Origin of the sequence: Rathayibacter tanaceti (assembly GCF_009834165.1) — a bacterium.
In the GTDB taxonomy this organism is placed as follows: Bacteria; Actinomycetota; Actinomycetes; order Actinomycetales; family Microbacteriaceae; genus Rathayibacter; species Rathayibacter tanaceti.
On sequence record NZ_CP047186.1, the window covers coordinates 2765132 to 2782836 of the forward strand.

Here is a 17705-nt window from a genome sequence, read left to right on the forward strand (position 1 = left end):
TTCGAGAACGATAAGCCGGCTGATGTCTTGCGGCGTGCTTCACTTGCAGGTATGACTTCGCCAGGCATCGCCGTGCAGACGGACCGGATCGAGCAGGTGGTCCTCCTGGACGAGATGGGGAGCGCCGTCGGCGTCGCCGACAAGCTGACCGTGCACGACACGGCCACCCCCCTGCACCTGGCGTTCTCCTGCCACGTCTTCGCTCCCGACGGGGCGCTCCTGGTCACCCGCCGCGCGCTCGAGAAGCGCACCTGGCCGGGAGTGTGGACGAATTCGTTCTGCGGCCACCCCGCCCCGGGCGAGCGGGTCGAGGACGCCGTGGTGCGCCGCGCCGAGCGCGAGCTCGGGGCACGGCTCGACGCCCTCGAAGTCGCTCTGCCGGACTTCCGCTATCGCGCGGTCGACGCCTCCGGGATCGTCGAGAACGAGATCTGCCCCGTCTACACGGCTGTCCTGTCGAGCCGTGACGCGCTCGACCCGCGGGCGGACGAAGTGATGGACCACGAGTGGGTCGATCCGGAGGCGATGCTCGCCGCCGTGCGCGCGACACCGTGGGCGTTCTCGCCCTGGCTCGTGTTGCAGCTCCCCCGCCTGCTGGGCTGACCGCGCCTCCACCGCCGTCCGCGAGGTCAGTCGGCGTACACGTCCGTGCGATGGAAGCGGAGCGACGAACGCGAGGCGGTCGGGCCGCGCTGGCCCTGGTAGCGCGAGCTGTACTCGCTGGAGCCGTAGGGCTTCTCAGCCGGCGAGCTGAGGCGGAAGAAGCACATCTGGCCGATCTTCATCCCGGGCCACAGTGTGATCGGCAGCGTCGCCACATTGCTCAGCTCGAGGGTGACGTGGCCGGTGAAGCCCGGATCGATGAAGCCGGCGGTCGAGTGCGTGAGCAGCCCGAGCCTCCCGAGCGAGCTCTTGCCCTCGAGGCGCGCCGCGATGTCGTCGGGAAGCGAGACCTGCTCGTAGGTCGAGCCGAGCACGAACTCGCCGGGGTGCAGGATGAACGGCTCGCCCTTCGGAGTCTCGACCAGGCGGGTCAGCTCGGGCTGGTCCTCGGCCGGATCGATGTAGGGGTAGCGGTGGTTGTCGAAGAGTCGGAAGAAGCGATCGAGTCGCACATCGACGGACGACGGCTGGAGCATCGACGGATCGTGCGGGGCGAGCCCGACGCGGCCGGAGGCGAGTTCGAGCGAGATGTCGCGATCGGAGAGGAGCACCAGGCGATCCTAGGGCGTGGGGCGACCCCGGTGCGTGGGGGCGGCGCGGGCCTTGCTACGATATCCGGGTGCGCCTGAGCGGCGCCGCGCGAGTGTAGTTCAATGGTAGAACTTCTGCTTCCCAAGCAGATGGCGCGGGTTCGATTCCCGTCACTCGCTCTCCACGCCACCTTCGACCGATCCCTCCCTGTCGGCCGCGTCCTGTCCGCGCCGGGATCGCCCTGCGCCCGGATGCCGCTCGGCGGCGATGCGCTCTCGACGGTCCCGCCGCCGACGCTCCGCCTCAGGCTGTGGGCCGCTGGCGCTCGATCACCTTCAGAAGGTCCAGCCTCGCGCGGTTGTCGCCCCCCTCGGCCAGCCGCGAGCACGACGGGGGCTGCGCGCGGTTGTCCGTGAAGAGCACCTGCGCGTCCACGTCGATCCGGCCGACCTCCGGATGCACGAGCGTCCTGCAATCGTCGTAGCGCAGGGCCACCTCGTGCAGCTCCCCCAGTCGCAGGAACTCGGTGCTGCGCTCCGCGAGAGCGGAAGCGAGTCGTGCCGCTCTGGCCGGGTCGCTCCCCGCACCTGCCGCCATCCGCAAGCGCGCGGCGAAGAAACGGCCGTACCGCTCGTGGACCTCGGGTGGACAGGACGCCCGCTCGTCGGTGTCCGTGAATCAGCGGTGGACGGCACGCACGACGCTAGGCGCGGTCGGGGGCGCCGGCCAAAAAGCGTTCATCCGTGGACCGCTAAGGCGACGGCTCCTGCTCCACCGTGATCGCACGGAGGGCAGAGCGGTCGTCGAGACGATCATCGACGGATGCGTTGACACCGTCGAGGAGGCCCGCGTGCCGGAGCGAGACCGAGCGCCGCTCCGGAGCCGCCTTCTTTTTTCTCAACCGCGGGGGCGCTGCCCGACGTCACCGGCACCGTGCCCGCCCGGAGAGACCGTCACTGACCCCGATCGGCCGCGACACGCCGAGTGGACCCGCGGCAGCGCGCCGCATCCGCTCCTCCGCAGGGCAGGGTGGAGTGGTGAGCGAGCTCGTGCAGATCCCGTCGCCCGGCGTCGCCCTCGAGTACGGGCAGCCCGGCCGCCCCGTGGTGGTCGTGCTGCACGACGTGTTCGGGCGGCTGCCGTGGCTCGAGCCGTTCGCCGAGGCGGTGGCGAAGCACGGGTACCACGTGCTGGTCCCCGACCTGTACGACGGATGGGCGACGCTCGCCCCGGACGACGCACGCGACCTCGCCGCAATGGCGCCGCAGGACCGCACCCTCGCTTCCGTCGCCGAGGCGGTGCGCGCAGGCACTGCGGCGGGAGCGCAGCGCAGCGCGATCATCGGCTTCGGCTTCGGCGGGCGACTCGGGCTGCTCGCCGCGGGCACCGGCCTCGTGGACGCGGTGGTCGCCTACTACGCCGTGCTCGGCACCGAGGAGCACGTGCTGGTGCCGTGCCCGACCCTTCTGCACTACGCGCAGCGCGACGAGTGGGCGGAGGACGAGGACCCGGAGTCGTTCGTCGGCCGACTGAAGGAGGCGGGCACGCCCGTCACTGCGCACACTTACCCCGACACTCGGCGGCACTTCGCGAACGGGAACCTGCGCCAGGCGGTGAGCCCCGCCTCCGCGGCGCTCGCCTACGCGCGGACGCTCTCCTTCCTCAATCCGCAGCTCATCGACACGTGAGCGCTCAGCCCTGCACGTCGTGCAGGTGGTGCTGCACGTCGTGCAGGTAGTAGCGCGCCATCGTGTCGACCGTGAAGGAGGCGCCGTCACTCCGGCGTCCGCGGCGCTGCCACTGCGCCCCGGAGACTCTGTCGAAGAGAGCGGCGATGCTCTCGGCCGCCTCGACCAGCTCACGGCCGACGGTCGCCGGGTCCTGCTGGTCGTAGCGTTCCTCCACGGCGGTGACGTCCTGATCCCAGTTGGGGTACAGCGGGTCGTCACCCTCGAGCATCAGCCGGAGGCGGGTGAGGTAGATGCGGTGCACATCGCGCACGTGCGCCGCGTACTCGAGCGGCGACCAGGTCTCGTCGTCAGGGCGGCCGCCCGCATCCTCGCGCTCGAGGACGTACGGCCAGGCCGCGGCGTTCTCGCGGAGGAGCTCCGAGATCTCGTCCGCGTCGAGGAGCGAGGCGTCGAAGCCACACTCGAGGCAGGGGCGCTCGAGCACCCAGGTCCAGTCCTTGGTGTCGGGAGTGATCGCCATGGCACCAGCGTAGGACCGCGGGATCAGCAGCGCGGTTGCGTCGCCTGGACGGCGCTGCGCTCACCCTCCGCGGTCCAGGGCAGCTGCGGCAGTCCTGCTGCACCGGCGGCGGCACCCTGCTCGACGGCGACCGCCGCGAGCCCGCGCGCGACGGTCGCCACGAGATCGGGACCCGGGATGGAGCTGTTGAACGAGACTGCAACGGTCAGCCCGGAGTCAGGATCGGAGTAGGCGGCCGTGAGGAAGCCCGGAGCGATGCCGGCGAAACCCCGCAGCGGACCGGCCTGGTGCCCGCCGAGCCCGGCGAGGAGCCACTCCGGACGCCCCTGGCCCTGCGGGACCGGGTCCAGCCACATCGCGTCGCCCGCCGGATCGACGGCGAGTCCGACCGCGAGCCGCCGCAGGTCCTCCAGGTCGGTCACGACTCCCCCGGCCGCACCCAGGGACGACGGGGAGGCGGTGCCGACGTCGCGGCGGACGTCGCAGCGCAGCGCTCCGGTCAGCGGATCGAGGCCTGCCGCGTAGCCGCGCGGGGCGGGCGCGGGTAGGTCGATCTGGGAGGCGGAGGGCAGCGTCGTGCTGCGCAGTCCGTAGCGCGGGACGACGTACTCGCCGTAGAGCGAGCTCATGCTGCGACCGGTCGCCTGGGTGGCGACGAGGCCGGCGAGCAGCGGGCCGGTCGACGAGTCGGACCATGCCTCTCCGGGGTCAGCCGACTCGGCACGCACCTGCGCGGCCGAGAGCAGCTCGAGCGTCGGCCACCGACGGGTGGGGTTCTGCACCACGGCGGGCCACAGCGCCGAGCGGAAGTCGGCCAGACCGGAGGTGTGCGAGCAGAGCTGGCGGAGCGTGAGCCCGTCGACTCCGGGGAGCGAGCGGAGCGCCAGCCCGATGTCGGCGTCGAGGTCGAGCCGCCCCTCGTCGGCGAGGCCGGCCACGACGTCGCAGGTCATCGCTTCGGTGCCGCCCGTCCCGAGACGCACGTGCGCCTGCGTGGTGAGCGGGGTGGTGCGCTCGTCCGACTCCGAGCCGATCGCCGCTTCCCAGCCGCCCGCCCACGGCGACCAGACGCCCGCGACCGCTCCCGTGGCGCCCGCGACGCCGATCGCCTCGTCGAGGACTGCGGTGAGGGCCGCCGAAAGCTCCTCGGGCACCGGCCCGCCGGGGGCGTCGGGGACGCTCGAGGACGAGGAGCCGGTACAACCGGCGAGCGCGAGGACCAGGACGGGGACGATCAGCAGCCCCGTCCGCGTCAGAGTACGGATCCCCACCATGCCGTTCGACTCCTCTGTCGCCTGCGAATGGCACCCACTGTACGGGGGCGTCTGCCGCGCCGAGACGGAGGATCCGGGCCCCGGGGGCTTTCGTGTCCTGACCGTGACCGGCAGAGTCCGCACTGTTTCCAAACCGGCAGGCGCCGGGTTACGAAGAGGCAGTACAGAGCAGAGGCGCTGCTCGAAGGAGGTCGACGACCATGAGCAGATCACCGAACCGGCTGCTGGCGACTCTCTTCGGAGCTGTGTACGTCGTCGTCGGTCTTCTCGGCTTCGTCGTCACGGGCGGCGTGCAGTTCCTCGCCACCGAGGGCGGGCTTCTGCTCGGCGTCTTCGAGGTGAACCCGCTACACAACATCGCCCACCTGCTGATCGGAGGCGCACTGCTCATCGCGGGCCTGTCGACCGTGTCCGCGGCGAAGACGGTGAACATCACCGTCGGCGCGGTGTACCTCGCACTGGGCGTCGTCGGATTCTTCCTCGTCGACACCGCCCTGAATGTGCTGGCACTGAACACCGCCGACCACTTCCTCCACCTGGCCAGCGCGCTGGTGCTCCTGGGAGTCGGACTCGGCACCGAGAAGGTGGCGCGGGCGCGGACCGCCGCGACTGCCTGACCCGGGCGGCCTCGCCCCCCCCCCCCTGAGACTCCGTCCGCCGTGGGCCCGCCGTTTTCCACGGCGGACGGACTGAACGGCCCCGGACGACACGATGCGGTGTGTCGATCCGGGGCCTCCTTTTTCCTCTCGCGCGATCGGAGCAGCCATGACGACCGTGACCCGCTGCAACGCCGCCTTCGCCGGCCTCGGCGCGGGGCTCGTCCACCTCTCGCTCGCGGCAGGCGGCGAGGGCGTCCAAGCCCCTTTACTCGGCGCGCTCGGCGCCGCGGAGCTGCTCTGGGCCGTGCTGGTCCTCGCCCGAGGACGGATCGTGCTGCCGCGGACCGCGCTCGCCGCAGCGCTCGCCTCCCTCGGCGCCATCGCGGTCGCACTGGCGACGGGCGTCCTCGGCGAGCCGCTGCCGGCGCTGGCGGCGGGAGCGCTCCAGCTCATCGCCGCGGCCGTGGTCGCCGTCTCGCTCCGGTCGCCGGTACAGGAGGAGCGGCCCGTGTCCGCCTCCCGCGCCGTCATCGGTCTGCTGGCCGGCGCGCTGATGGTCTCCGCGCTCGCGACTCCCGCTCTCGCCGCCACGTCGGGCGGATCGAGTGGGATGGGCGGCATGACGATGCCGGTCGTCGACGGCGGTCACCGGCACTGACCCTGGCCCTGGCGGCCCCACTCGGCTAAGGTAAGGACAACCTAAGTCGTGGAGGGAGGTCGCCGTGTCGAACGTCATCCCGTTCTCGGAGGCGCTGCGCCGACGCATCGGGCAATCGGGCGCCGACGACGAGGGCGCCGCCTTCATGACGTCGCTGATGACCGGCTCCGGGAGCCGCGACGACTACATCGCGCTCATCTCGCAGCACTACTTCGTCTACGAGGCGCTCGAGGCCGTCGCCGACGCCATGTCCGGCGATCCCGTCGCCGCCCCGTTCCTCTCTCCCCAGTTGACCCGCCTGCCCGCCATCACCGAGGACCTGCGGTTCCTCGTCGGTGAGGACTGGCGCGAGCGCATCCGCCCGCTCCCCTCGACGAGCGCGTACGTCGAGCGGATCCGGACGGTGGCGGCGGGGTGGAGCGGCGGCTTCGTCGCCCACCACTACACGCGCTACCTCGGCGACCTCTCGGGCTGCGTGATCGTGCGCACCCTGCTGCAGCGCCGCTTCGGTTTCGAGACCAACGGCGTCGGCTTCTTCCTCTACGCCGAGATAGCGGCGCCGTCGGCGTTCCGCGCCACCTACCGCGAGCAGCTCGACTGCGCGGGCTGGGACGAGGACGAGCGCGAGCGCGTCATCGCGGAGGTGGCGGAGGCGTACCGCCTGACCACCGAGCTCTTCCGCGACCTGGCGCGCACCTGCGCCGCGGCCTAGGGACGCACCTCGGCGACGACGGCCGGCTCCGCGCGCTGCTCGGACATGAAGCGCAGCACATCCTTGTCGACGATGATGTCGCTCGGGCGCAGGGGACGGGTGAGGTAGAGGCCCTCGAGACTCGTGATGCGGCTGAGCGCCACGTAGGTCTGGCCCGGCGCGAAGGCGCGCTGCCCGAGGTCGACCACGGCCGAGTCGTAGGTCTTGCCCTGCGACTTGTGGATCGTGACCGCCCAGGCGAGGCGGAGCGGGAACTGCGCGAACTCGGCGACGATCTCGCGGGTCAGCTTCTTGGTGGCCGCGGAGTAGGAGTAGCGGTAGCGCTCCCAGGTCGCCGGCTCCACCTCGTGCACCTCGCCGTCCACCTCGACCCAGACCGTACCCGCGACCTTCGTCACCCGGCCGATCGTGCCGTTCACCCAGCGCTGATCGGAGTCGTTGCGCAGGAACATCACGTGCGCGCCGATCTTGAGCTCGAGGTTCTGGTCGGCCGGGTAGGCGCGGCCACCGAAGTCGCCGCTGATCTCGGCGGAGGCCGTCTTCAGCGGGCCCTTGAGCTGGGCGAGCGCGGCCTGGTTGATCCGGTTGACGGTGTCGTTGCGGGTCGCCAACGTGATGGCGTCGTCGGCGGGAGGCGTGCGCGCCCCCGCCGCGTTGAGCACGTCGGCGATCTCCTTCGTCACCATTCCGAATCGGACGGCGTTGAGCATCCACTTGAACCGCTCGTCGCTCTGGCGGTGGATCGTGCCGAGCTCGACGATCCGCAGCGGCGCCTCCCGCCAGACCAGGGCATCGAAGAACCACAGCGAGCGGTAGCGGTCGGCGAAGTAGGCGCGTTCCTCCGGATCGCCGGGAACGGGGGCGAGCTGGAAGGGGTCGCCGAACAGGACGACCTGGACGCCTCCGAACGGCTCGGAGCGACGCTGCCGCGCCTGGCGGAGGCTGCGGTCGATGCCGTCGAGGAGATCGGCGTTGACCATCGAGATCTCGTCGATCACGAGGGTGTCGATGGTGTTCAGGAGCTTGCGCAGCTCAGGAGGCTGGTCGAGGTCGGAGTCGGCGATGACGCCGATCGGCAGGCGGAAGAGCGAGTGGATGGTCTGGCCGCCCACGTTGAGGGCGGCGACTCCGGTGGGCGCGCAGATCACGATCTGCTTCTCGGTGTTCCAGCTCAGGTGGTTGAGCAGGGTGGACTTGCCGGTGCCTGCTCGGCCGGTGACGAAGAGGTGCTCGCGCGTGTTCTCGATGAGGTCGAACACCCGCTGCTGCTCGTCGGAGAGGGTCGGCTGGGTCACCGGACCACTGTACCCAGCGGAGCCCCGCGCCCCGCCTCCTCCGAGGTCGCGGCGGGCACGACGGCCGTCTGCGACGGCCTGTGGAGGAGGCGGGACGGCCGGCTCACACGTCGCGCACGCGGGTCGCCACGAGGGCGGGCACGAGTGCGACGAGCGCCCAGCCGAGAGCCCCGGCGACAGCGGCCGCGAGGCCGATCCCGGAGTCGTCCGGGAGGTCGGAGAGCGTTCCGCCCAGGCGCGAGAGCAGGTAGGGGCTCGCGTCGGCGACCCACTGCGCCCGCAGCAGGGCCCCGGCCAGGGCGGCCACGACCGGCAGGACGAAGAGCACGCCGACCGAGATCCCGATCGCCGCCGCCGAACTGCGCAGCAGTGCCCCGATGCCCACGGAGAAGGCGCCGACGACCGCGAGATAGAACGCCCCGCCGAGGAGCGCCCCGAACACCTCACCGTCGAGTACAGGGGCTGCTCCTCGGCTCGCGAGCCCCGAGGAGATGAGAGTGAACGACCCGGCCGTGGTCACCGTTCCGACGAGGAACGCCGCACCGGCGACCACACCAGCGCGCGCGAGCAGGGACGGCAGCCGTCGCGGGACGGCGGTGTAGGTCGAGCGGATCATGCCGGTCGCGTACTCGCCGCCGATCGACAGGGCGCCGAGGACGGCGATGACGAGCCCGATCACCTGCAGATGCACGCTCGACGCCCTGACGGCGCGGGCGGTCGCCAGCTCGGCGATCGGCTCACCGGCGATGTCGGACGCGAGGATCGCTGCGAGGCCGAGAGAGAGAACGACCGCGACGCCGATCGACCACCAGGTCGAGCGGACGGTCACCAGCTTGAGCACTTCGGAGGCGACGACTCCCCCGGGGCGGAGTCGGACTCCGTCGAGCGCGGAGCGTCGGGGGGCGGTGGCGGTGCTCCGATCGGTCATCGGGCGGCTCCTTCCGAGGAGGTGGCGGTGCTGTATTCGAGGGCTCCCTCGGTCATCGCGGTGTAGGCCTCCTCGAGGGAGCGGGTCAGTGGCGTGAGGGCGTGCAGGGCGATACCGCCGTGCAAGGCCAGCTCCCCGATCGTGGGGGCGTCCAGGCCCTCGACGTCGAGAGAGCCCGCGGTTCGGCCGACGCGCGCACCGCGATCGGCCAGCAGTCCGGCGAGCCGGTCGGCCTCGGGGCTCGAGACCCGCACGCGGGGCCTGGCCTCGGCGAGGAAGTCGTTCAGCGGAGCGTCGGCGAGGATCCGACCGCGGCCGAGCACGATGATGTGGTCGGCGGTCTGCGCCATCTCGCTCATCAGGTGCGACGACAGCAGCACGCAGCGACCCTCCGCAGCCTGGCCGCGGACGAAGTCGCGGACCCAGCGCACCCCCTCCGGATCGAGGCCGTTCACCGGCTCGTCGAGCAGGAGGGTCTGGGGGTCGCCCAGCAGGGCGGTGGCGATGCCGACGCGCTGGCCCATTCCGAGGGAGAACCCGCCCACGCGCTTGCGGGCGACGCTCTGCAGGCCGACGAGCTCGATCACCTCCTCGACGCGGGAGCGCGGGATGCGGTGCGTCGCCGCGATCACCCGCAGGTGGTCGCGCAGAGACCGGCCGCGATGCGCAGCCTTGGCGTCGAGGAGCGCGCCCACCTCGTGCAGCGGCGCCGCGTGCTCGGCGTAGTGCCGGCCGTTGACCCGCACGGAGCCCGCCGTGGGACGGTCCAGCCCCATGATCATCCGCATGGTCGTCGACTTGCCCGCACCGTTGGGTCCGAGGAATCCGGTCACCCGCCCCGGCTCGACGGTGAAGTCGATCCCGTCGACCGCGGTCTTCGCGCGGAACCTCTTCGTCAGTCCCCGTGCCTCGATCATGAGGCCTCCCCTCTCGTCCGGCCGCTCCACCGGAACCATCGGAGGACGGTCCGGGCGAACGGCGCGGCCAGTCTAGGAAGACGCCACGGGCCGAGGTCAGGCGCGGCGCAGAATCAGGGGCGCACCCCCGAGAGAGAAAGGGGGAAGACCCCGATCGATCGTCAGCGGCGCTTCTCGAGCGCCGCCAAGCGGTCGTTGTAGGCGGTGAGCTCCGCCTCGCCGGTGCGGTCGGCCTGGCGATCGCGGCGCTTCGTCTCACGGGCGTCGGAGCGGCTCCACATCATCGCGACGATGATGGCGAGCGCGAGTGTCGGTATCTCGCCGATGCTCCAGGCGATGCCGCCCGCCGCCTGCTGGTCGGCGAGGGCGGAGGTGCCCCAGCCCATCGCTCCGTACCAGTCCGCGAGCAGAAGGCCCTCCCCCGTCATCAGCGCGAGGCCGAAGAAGGCGTGGAACGCCATCGTGCCCAGCAGCAACAGCAGGCGCATCGCGTAGGGCACACGGTGCACGCTCGGGTCCACTCCGATCAGGACGCTCACGAAGAGGTAGCCCGTGATCAGGAAATGCACGATCATCCACTCGTGACCGATGTGGTCGGTCGTGGCCCAGCGGAACAGCGGGGAATAGTAGAAGCCCCAGAGCGATCCGACGAACAGCAGCGCGGCGACGATGGGATGCGAGATCGCGGTGGCGAACCGCGAGTGCACGGCGAGCAGCACCCACTCGCGCGGTCCGCGGGAGCCGTCGGTCCGCCGAATCGCCGCGCGCGCGATCAGGGTCACCGGTGCGGCGGGCACGAGCAGCACCGGCACAGCCATGGTGAGGACCATGTGCGCGAGCATGTGCGCGCTGAACAGGTACTTCTCGTAGGCGTTCACTCCACCGTTGGTGATGTAGGCCAGGAGGAGCATCCCGGCGATCCAGAGGATCGTGCGGTGCAGAGGCCAGCGGTCGCCGCGCCGGTGCAGGCGCACCACGCCGGCGACGTAGAAGGCGATGCCGAACGAACACACCAGCAGCCAGACGAGGTCGACGTTCCACAGCGTGACGAAGTGCAGAGCGCTGGGGGGAGGCGGCAGGGGCTCGCCGGTCAGCAGCTGCGCGGGAGTCGGGTCGGTCAGCTGGCTGGCCGCGATCTGGTCGACCGGGGTGGCCGTGCGCGCGAGCGCGGCGGCGACTCCGGAGGCGATGCCCATGAACGCGATCTCGGCGCCGACCAGCCACCAGAAGCTGCGGCCGCCCGCTCCGCCGGCGGAACGCATCCGCTCAAGGAGGAAGCGCCGCTGCACGACGCCGAACAGGCCGAGGGCGACGAGCGCCGCGACCTTGACGAGCACCAGGATCCCGTAGCCGGTGAGCAGATTGTCGAGCGTCGCCAGGCGCAGCTCGGCACTGATGTAGCCGGAGGCGGCGACCACGACGAAGCTCACCAGAGCGAGGCTGGAGTAGCGCTCGATCACCGGCAGCAGCCGCGAGCCCTCGAGCATCGGCCGCAGGGCGACGACCGTGAGCAGGCCACCGAGCCAGACGGCAGCGAAGACGAGGTGCAGGCCGAGCGCGGTGACTGCGGCGTCGTGCCCGCTCGCTCCGGCCGCGTGACCCTGCTGGGCCATCGGCAGCAGGGTGAGCAGGGCCAGGACGGTGACGAAGACCAGGGCCGTCTGATTGCGGACGGCGAAGCAGAGGACGGTGACGACCGCGGCCAGGAGGGTCGTGATGAGCCAGGACTGGCCGACGGGGATGCTGCCGATGAAGTAGCTGAGCTTGGTGCCGAAGTCGCGGTCGAGGCTCAGGGGCGTCTGCGTGACGTTGAGGAAGGTGAAGAAGCCGGTCACGGCGCTCGCGGCGGCGAAGAAGGCGGCGCTCGCGGCGGCCACGTCGAGCGCGATCGAGTACTCGGTGCGCGGCTCGGGAGCAGGGGCGGCGGAGGTGCGCGCGGGAGCCACCGCGGAGCGCGTCGATCCGCCGCGGGCCGAGACGCCGGCGGCCTCGGCGCGGGCCCCTCGCGAGGTCGAGACGGCTGGCCGCGGGCTGAGGGCGAAGAGCGTCAGCACGAGGGAGCCGATCATGCCGGCAGCGCCCAGGTTGACGGCGAGCTTGGCGATCGGGAGCCCGTACCGCACGACCGGGCCCGGGTCGTTCAGCAGCGGGGCGGCGGCACCACCGCCGAAGGCGAGCGCCGCCACGAGGGCGACGAGCGCGGCGACGACGAGCGCGAGCGCGGGGCCGACGATCCGGGCGGTTCGATTCACCAGGACAGCCTACGTTCCACGGCTGATCGGGAGCCGCGCCAGATGACGACGGCCCCGGCACTGCGCCGGGGCCGTCGTCATCGTCGTCGAAGACCGCGACTACTTTGCGGCGGCCTTGAGCTTGGTGCCGGCCGAGACCTTGACCGAGTGGCCGGCAGCGATCTGGATGGTCTCACCGGTCTGCGGGTTGCGGCCGGTGCGCGCGGCGCGGGAGGTGCGCTCGACGGCGATCCAGCCGGGGATGGTGACCTTCACGTCGTTCGAGACGGAGTCGGCGAGGGTGGTGAAGAGCGAGTCGAGGACGCCGTTGACGGCGGCCTGGCTCTGGCCGGAGTCGGCGGCGATCTTCGCGACGAGCTCGGTGCGGTTGAGCGACTTGTCAGCCATGGAGTGTCCTCCCAGGACGTTCACGCTGTCAGGAACAGCTGGTTGTGATGGATCGTCCTCGGCCGGAGACGAATGCCCTCGACCGGTCGGACCGTCGGTAACCTACCAGCCCGAGCCCGTGATCCCCGCGATTCCGGCCTTCTGAGGCCCGGAACGACGCCGGTCGGGGCCACTCGCGCCGTGCGCTGCGTCCTCCACAGGCGAGTAGGAGGCGGATCCCTCCCCCGATCGGGCGGCCGACTCCTCGCGCGGCACGGGCCCCGGGGAGGATCGGCGCATGACGACTGGCACACTCCTCCCTTCCTCCGGCACGGCGCTCGCCGCCCACTCACCCTCTTGGCGCGCTCGGCGGCGCCCCTGGGGCGACCGGCCGCGCGAGCCGGGTCTCGCCGCCCTCGCACTCGGGATGCTCGCGCTGGTCTCGTCGGTGCATCCGATCTGGGCGGTGCCCGCCGTCGCCGTCGCCGTGCTCGCGGTCGCGACCGCGGCACCGGCGCTGGCGCGGGTGGGCGAGCGGAGGCGGGCCGCGCTCGGTCTCGCATGCGCAGCGCTCGCCCTGCTGGTCTGCTCGGTGACCGCGCCGGCTGCTCTGCGGGCGGCCCTGGCACTCCTGGTCTGGCTCGCGGCGCTGCGGCCCGGGCCGTGAGCGGGAGCGGCGACGGCCCAGCCGCGCTCGCTACAGTGGCGGCGGCACGCGCCAGAGAGCACCGGAGAGGCGACGACGATGACGCAGAGGGACGGCTGGATCTCGACGGCGATCTGGTGGCACGTGTATCCGCTCGGCTTCACGGGCGCCGAGCCCACCGCGGCGGAGGGACCGGGGCCGGGCGACGAGCCGCGGCACCGCCTCCGTGCCCTGCTGCCCTGGCTCGACGACCTCCTCGCCCTGGGCTGCAACGGGCTCCAGCTCGGCCCGGTCTTCGCCTCGAGCACGCACGGCTACGACACGGTCGACCACCTGACGGTCGACCCGCGTCTCGGCGACGAGGGCGACCTCGACGCGCTGATCACCGCCTGCCGCGAACGCGGGATCCGCGTGCTCCTCGACGGAGTGTTCAACCATGTCGGACGCGAGCACCCGTGGTGGCGGGCGGCCGTCGCGGCGGGCGAGGGGTCCGTGGAGGCGGCGCGCTTCTCGCGCAGCGACCGCTCGCACGAGGTCGACGGCCTCCGCGTCGACGTCTTCGAGGGCCACGACGCGCTCGTCGAACTCGATACGGGCAACCCCGAGGTTGCGGGGTACATCTCGTCCGTACTCGCGCACTGGCTCGAACGCGGGATCGACGGCTGGCGCCTCGACGCGGCGTACGCCGTCCCACCCGCTGCCTGGCGCGCCGCGATCGAGCCGGTCCGCGAGCGCTTCCCCGAGGCGTGGTTCGTCGGCGAGGTCATCCACGGCGACTACGCGGGCTACGTGCGCGAGTCGGGTTTGGACTCCGTCACGCAGTACGAGCTCTGGAAGGCGGTACGCAACTCCATCGAGGAGGCGAACCTGTTCGAGCTCGCCTGGTCGCTGGAGCGCCACGACGGCTTCGTCGAGGAATTCCTCCCGCTCACCTTCGTCGGCAACCACGATGTGACCCGCGTCGCGAGCGCCATCCGCGACGAGCGCCATCACGGCCACGCCACCGCGGTCCTCGGCTTCGTGGCCGGCGTCCCGAGCATCTACGCGGGCGATGAGAGGGGCCTGCGCGGGCTGAAGGAGGACCGGATCGGCGGGGACGACGCGATCCGCCCCGAGTTCCCCCGCGATCCGGCCGAGTGGCCGGGCGGCGAGGCGTACCGCGCCTACCAGGAGGTGATCGCGTTCCGTCGCCGGAACCCCTGGCTGGTCGGAGCGACGACCAGCACCGTCGACCTCAGCAACACGGCGGTGCTCCTGGTCGCCGCGGGGAGCGAGGGCCGGACTGCGCGGCTCGCCCTCAACCTCGGCGACGAGTCGGTGACCGTGGGCGGCGTCCTGGTCGCTCCGCACTCGTGGTCGCTGCACGAATGAGCCGTCGGCGCACGATCCGGTGTGGCGGTCGGAGCCGGGGGCGTGGCCGTCGGAGCCGGGGTCCTCTACGCTCGGGCTCATGCTGAGAGCGCCGCGGGAATCCGGCGGCGGACGAGGAGCGGCGATGCCGAACGAGACCGAGAGGCGCGAGCGCGAGTCCGCACCCCAGCCCAGAACCGGGCTCGAGGAGGCGCTGGCCGCCCCCGTCGACCCGGAGACCGACCCCGGACCGGGCGAGCGCAGCGGGCTGTCGAGCCGCATCGCCCAGGAACTGCTCGAGGACGGCTTCGGTCTCGACTCCGCCGGCGACCCTCCTCCCGCGCGTCCCGTCGAGGTCGACGACCCCGCCCGCTCGGTCGGCGACGACCCCGACGATCCGATCCACGGCTCGATGTCCGGCGAGTTCGAGCGCCGCTGAGCGCCGCCCCGCGTGGACCCGACCGCGGACGCCGCCGCGGAGTCACCCCTGGGCTCTGGCCCGCAGCTCGATGCCGATCTCGGTCGCATCGAGGGCGGCCAGGACCGAGGCCAGCACCTCGGCGTCGAAGGTCCCGTCGTCCCGTGCATCGAGCAGCGCTGAACGCTGCGCCGCGATCACGGCGAGCCGGCGCGGGCGGGCGGCCTCGAAGGCGGACCGACCCCGAGCCTCCGGACCCTCGACCGGAGCCGCCACCGCCTCTGCGCTCGTGCGCAGCAACTCGTAGACCCGCAGCTGCTCCGCGTCCGCCGCCGCGGCCCGGGCCTCCTCGTCGATGTCGGGCGAGATCCGCAACAGCAGGGGCCCGATCGTGCCGCCCTGAAGCAGGAGCGAGAGACCGGCGACCGCGAACGCGATCAGCACGAGCACTGAGCGCTGCGGGGTGTCCTCCGGCAGCGTCTGGGCGGCCGCGACGGTCACGGCCCCGCGCATCCCCGCCCACACCACGACCGCGCCGTCACGCCAGCCCAGCGGCTCGCGGACGAAGTACTCCATGTCGGCGAGCCAGCGCCGCAGCCGCACCGAGATGCGGTCGAGCTCCCGCTGCGACGGCCGACGCCGCCCGCTCATCGACTCGATCTTCTCTCGACGCCCCTCAGGGCTCGCCATCCGCTCGTGCAGACCCTCGACCCGTGGCCGCAACCGCTCGCGGCGGCGACCACGGCGGGCGAGCACGGCGAGCAGCGGAGCCACGTAGGCCGCCCGCACCAGCACCGTGATCAGCAGCGCCCCCGCGGCGACGAGCACCGCCGACCACACTCCCGCGTGATCCTCCTCGACACTGGTGACGATCGAGCGCATCTGGAGGCCCATCGTCAGGAACACGGCGCCCTGCAGCACCAGCTCGACCGTCCGCCAGTTCTGCGTGTCGGAGAGCCGGTTCTGCGGCGAGAGCTCGCGCGGAGCGCGGGTGCCGGTCACGATGCCCGCGACGACGGCGGCCACCAGGCCGGAGGCGCCGAGCGCCTCGGCGGGCACGGAGGCGAGGAAGGGCACCGTGAACGACAGGATCGTGTTGACCGTCGGATCGCCGACGCGCCGGCGCACGGCGAGATTCGCCGCTCCGACCGCGACTCCGAGAGCGACGGCGACCGCCACCGAGTAGGCGAACGAGCCGACGGCGCCCCAGAACGAGAAGCCCGCCGCCGCCGCGACGATCGCTGTGCGCAGCAGCACGAGGGCGGTCGCGTCGTTGAGCAGGCTCTCGCCGTCGAGCATCGCGATGACCCGCCGCGAGACAGAGGTTCCCTTGAGGATCGAGGTGGCCACTGCATCCGTCGGGCTGACGATGGCCCCCAGAGCGACGCCCCAGGCGAAGCCCAGATCGGGCATGGCCAGGAGGAAGAAGAGACCGAGCACGAGCGACGTCCCCACCACGAGGAGCACCGAGAGCCCACTGATCGCGCCGAACTCGCGGCGGAAGTTCATCGCCGGCATCGAGACGGCGCTCGAGTACAGCAGCGGAGGCAGGATCCCCTGCAGCACCCACTCGGGCTCGATCGCCACCGGGCCGAGCATCGGGAGCAGGCTCGCGCCCACCCCGATCGCCACGAGCACGAGAGGGGAGGCGATGCCCAGGCGCGGGCCGACGACGGTGGCGGCGGCGATCACGACCAGCGAGGTCACGATCGCGACGAGAAGGGCGGTCACCCGCTCAGCCGGGCAGCCCGGCGCTCCGTCGTCACTGCGGGGCGACCGTCGGATCCGGACCGACGACTCCGGCAGCGACGTCGGCGAGGAAGTCCGGCCGAAGAACCCGGTCCTCGATGCCGACCGCGCCTGCGGTCCAGCCGGTACCGCGCGGATGCTCGGGGTCGAGCAGCACGTGGCCGGGCGTTCCCGAGCGGCCGAGCGCCGCGGCGACGCGTCCGCTCGGATCGTAGAGCGCGTGGTCGATCAGCGGAGCGTAGACGGCGTACTCCGCGAACTGCTCGCGCTCGCCGAGGAGCACGGGCAGCAGCTCCTCACCCTCGCGCAGCCCGTTGGGCCACCAGCGGAAGCGCTCGACCAGCTGGTGACAAGACGAGCACGACGGCGAGAAGAAGACGAGGTGGGTGGCGGGGCGCGAGAGCTCGGTGAGGGTCAGCCGCTCGCCGGCGGCCGTGACCAGCTCGAGCTCCTCCTGGTCGGCGCCGGAGGGAGGCGAGTCGCGCGCCGCCCGACGATCGCGCACGAGCACGAGGGTGACCGCCGCGAGGGCGGCGGCCAGGCCGGAGGCGACGGTCGCAGCGGGCGAGCCGCCTTCTTCAGAGGCGAGCAGGGCGGCAGGAGCGACGGCGCCCGCGAGCCCCGCCAGGGCGAGGGCGAGCAGGGCGCCGTTGCGCGCGACCGTCCGGCCGGTCATCCGCGCGGAGCCGAGCCCGCCGAAGCACTCGCAGTCGACCTCCTCCGGAGCCCGGGCAGCACGGATCGCCACCACCAGGAAGACCACGTCAAGCAGAGCGACCGGCACGAGCGCCGCTCGATGCAGCGGGGCAGGCGCCAGCACCACCGCCGCTCCGAGGGCGATCTCGACAACGGGGAAGGCGCCGGCGAACCGCCGTCGGTCTCGGAGGATGCGCGGAACCCCGAGCGCTGCGAGGCTCGCCCGGAAGGCCTCGACGCGCCCGAGCTTCAACGCGCCACTGACGACGAGTACGGTGCCCGCGCACCACGCGGCGACCGCGAGAAGCGCATCCAGCATCCGTCGTCCTCCCCCTCGGCACTTGTGAACAGGACGCTACCGGCGCTCGCGCGTCGCCGGCGTCCGGGGCAGGGAACGGGGCGGTGGCGGCGCGATCAGGGCCCGCGAAGGCGGGCAGTGC

General features: G+C 72.2%; 18 protein-coding genes, 1 tRNA gene and 1 pseudogene. 9 read left to right on the forward strand and 11 right to left on the reverse strand.

The annotated features are described in order from the left end of the window. The first annotated feature begins 51 nt into the window (after nucleotides 1-51). Nucleotides 52-603, forward strand: a complete 552-nt coding sequence (gene idi / locus GSU10_RS13045) for an isopentenyl-diphosphate Delta-isomerase (RefSeq protein ID WP_068212662.1) — start codon at nucleotides 52-54, stop codon at nucleotides 601-603. A gap of 26 nt (nucleotides 604-629) precedes the next feature. Here the strand turns inward: idi and dcd are convergent, their stop codons facing one another. Next, nucleotides 630-1214, reverse strand: a complete 585-nt coding sequence (dcd, locus tag GSU10_RS13050; RefSeq protein WP_068212665.1) for a dCTP deaminase — start codon at nucleotides 1212-1214, stop codon at nucleotides 630-632. An 88-nt stretch (nucleotides 1215-1302) separates the two neighbouring features. On the opposite strand from dcd, the gene GSU10_RS13055 reads away from it, so the two are divergent. Then, nucleotides 1303-1373: transfer RNA gene (locus GSU10_RS13055), tRNA-Gly, on the forward strand. A 124-nt stretch (nucleotides 1374-1497) separates the two neighbouring features. Here GSU10_RS13055 and GSU10_RS13060 read toward each other — a convergent pair. Next, nucleotides 1498-1812, reverse strand: a pseudogene (locus GSU10_RS13060) (MmyB family transcriptional regulator); the annotation flags it as partial. Nucleotides 1813-2231: 419 nt separating this feature from the next. On the opposite strand from GSU10_RS13060, the gene GSU10_RS13065 reads away from it, so the two are divergent. Beyond that, nucleotides 2232-2882, forward strand: a complete 651-nt coding sequence (locus GSU10_RS13065; RefSeq protein ID WP_068212671.1) for a dienelactone hydrolase family protein — start codon at nucleotides 2232-2234, stop codon at nucleotides 2880-2882. A gap of 4 nt (nucleotides 2883-2886) precedes the next feature. Here GSU10_RS13065 and GSU10_RS13070 read toward each other — a convergent pair whose 3' ends face one another. After that, nucleotides 2887-3405, reverse strand: a complete 519-nt coding sequence (locus GSU10_RS13070; protein ID WP_068212674.1) for a DinB family protein — start codon at nucleotides 3403-3405, stop codon at nucleotides 2887-2889. Nucleotides 3406-3428: 23 nt separating this feature from the next. Further along, a complete protein-coding gene (locus tag GSU10_RS13075) occupies nucleotides 3429-4679 on the reverse strand; it encodes a serine hydrolase domain-containing protein (RefSeq protein ID WP_068212677.1) in 1251 nt (416 codons plus the stop codon). A 200-nt stretch (nucleotides 4680-4879) separates the two neighbouring features. On the opposite strand from GSU10_RS13075, the gene GSU10_RS13080 reads away from it, so the two are divergent. The 3 genes from GSU10_RS13080 (at nucleotide 4880) to GSU10_RS13090 (ending at nucleotide 6648) form a co-directional block, all read left to right on the forward strand. After that, a complete protein-coding gene (locus GSU10_RS13080) occupies nucleotides 4880-5296 on the forward strand; it encodes a DUF4383 domain-containing protein (protein ID WP_068212680.1) in 417 nt (138 codons plus the stop codon). Between the two features lie 148 nt (nucleotides 5297-5444). After that, nucleotides 5445-5936, forward strand: a complete 492-nt coding sequence (locus tag GSU10_RS13085; protein ID WP_132505000.1) for a hypothetical protein — start codon at nucleotides 5445-5447, stop codon at nucleotides 5934-5936. A 64-nt stretch (nucleotides 5937-6000) separates the two neighbouring features. Further along, nucleotides 6001-6648: a biliverdin-producing heme oxygenase gene (locus tag GSU10_RS13090; RefSeq protein WP_068212804.1), complete on the forward strand. Its 648-nt coding sequence runs from the start codon at nucleotides 6001-6003 to the stop codon at nucleotides 6646-6648. Here GSU10_RS13090 and GSU10_RS13095 read toward each other — a convergent pair. From GSU10_RS13095 to GSU10_RS13115, 5 genes are all read right to left on the reverse strand, one after another. Next, nucleotides 6645-7943: an ATP-dependent DNA helicase gene (locus GSU10_RS13095; protein WP_068212800.1), complete on the reverse strand. Its 1299-nt coding sequence runs from the start codon at nucleotides 7941-7943 to the stop codon at nucleotides 6645-6647. The two genes, GSU10_RS13090 and GSU10_RS13095, sit on opposite strands and share 4 nt — an antisense overlap. A 103-nt stretch (nucleotides 7944-8046) precedes the next feature. Then, nucleotides 8047-8871: an ABC transporter permease gene (locus GSU10_RS13100; RefSeq protein WP_068212797.1), complete on the reverse strand. Its 825-nt coding sequence runs from the start codon at nucleotides 8869-8871 to the stop codon at nucleotides 8047-8049. Next, nucleotides 8868-9788 carry an ABC transporter ATP-binding protein gene (locus GSU10_RS13105; protein ID WP_068212794.1) on the reverse strand — a complete coding sequence of 307 codons (921 nt, stop codon included), beginning with the start codon at nucleotides 9786-9788 and terminating at the stop codon, nucleotides 8868-8870. The genes GSU10_RS13100 and GSU10_RS13105 overlap by 4 nt, the downstream gene beginning before the upstream one ends. A 161-nt stretch (nucleotides 9789-9949) precedes the next feature. After that, a complete protein-coding gene (locus GSU10_RS13110; RefSeq protein ID WP_241972915.1) occupies nucleotides 9950-12040 on the reverse strand; it encodes a bifunctional copper resistance protein CopD/cytochrome c oxidase assembly protein in 2091 nt (696 codons plus the stop codon). A 99-nt stretch (nucleotides 12041-12139) separates the two neighbouring features. Further along, nucleotides 12140-12427 (reverse strand): HU family DNA-binding protein, encoded by a 288-nt coding sequence (locus tag GSU10_RS13115; protein ID WP_056037903.1) that lies wholly within the window; start codon nucleotides 12425-12427, stop codon nucleotides 12140-12142. Nucleotides 12428-12704: 277 nt separating this feature from the next. Here GSU10_RS13115 and GSU10_RS13120 point away from each other — a divergent pair, with 277 nt between their 5' ends. The 3 genes from GSU10_RS13120 to GSU10_RS13130 all read left to right on the forward strand — a co-directional run bounded on the left by GSU10_RS13120 (nucleotide 12705) and on the right by GSU10_RS13130 (nucleotide 14841). After that, a complete protein-coding gene (locus GSU10_RS13120) occupies nucleotides 12705-13073 on the forward strand; it encodes a hypothetical protein (RefSeq protein WP_132505002.1) in 369 nt (122 codons plus the stop codon). Between the two features lie 78 nt (nucleotides 13074-13151). Continuing rightward, nucleotides 13152-14423 carry an alpha-amylase family glycosyl hydrolase gene (locus tag GSU10_RS13125; protein WP_068212904.1) on the forward strand — a complete coding sequence of 424 codons (1272 nt, stop codon included), beginning with the start codon at nucleotides 13152-13154 and terminating at the stop codon, nucleotides 14421-14423. 124 nt (nucleotides 14424-14547) lie between these two features. Continuing rightward, nucleotides 14548-14841, forward strand: coding sequence for a hypothetical protein (locus GSU10_RS13130; RefSeq protein WP_068212901.1), 294 nt, complete (start codon nucleotides 14548-14550; stop codon nucleotides 14839-14841). Nucleotides 14842-14883: 42 nt separating this feature from the next. On the opposite strand, the gene GSU10_RS13135 is transcribed toward GSU10_RS13130, so the two are convergent. Both GSU10_RS13135 and GSU10_RS13140 read right to left on the reverse strand, forming a co-directional pair. Beyond that, nucleotides 14884-16551 (reverse strand): cation:proton antiporter, encoded by a 1668-nt coding sequence (locus GSU10_RS13135; protein ID WP_132505004.1) that lies wholly within the window; start codon nucleotides 16549-16551, stop codon nucleotides 14884-14886. Nucleotides 16552-16582: 31 nt separating this feature from the next. Beyond that, on the reverse strand, nucleotides 16583-17584 hold the full coding sequence (locus GSU10_RS13140; RefSeq protein WP_132505006.1) for a TlpA family protein disulfide reductase: 1002 nt from the start codon (nucleotides 17582-17584) through the stop codon (nucleotides 16583-16585). Nucleotides 17585-17705: the final 121 nt, after the last annotated feature.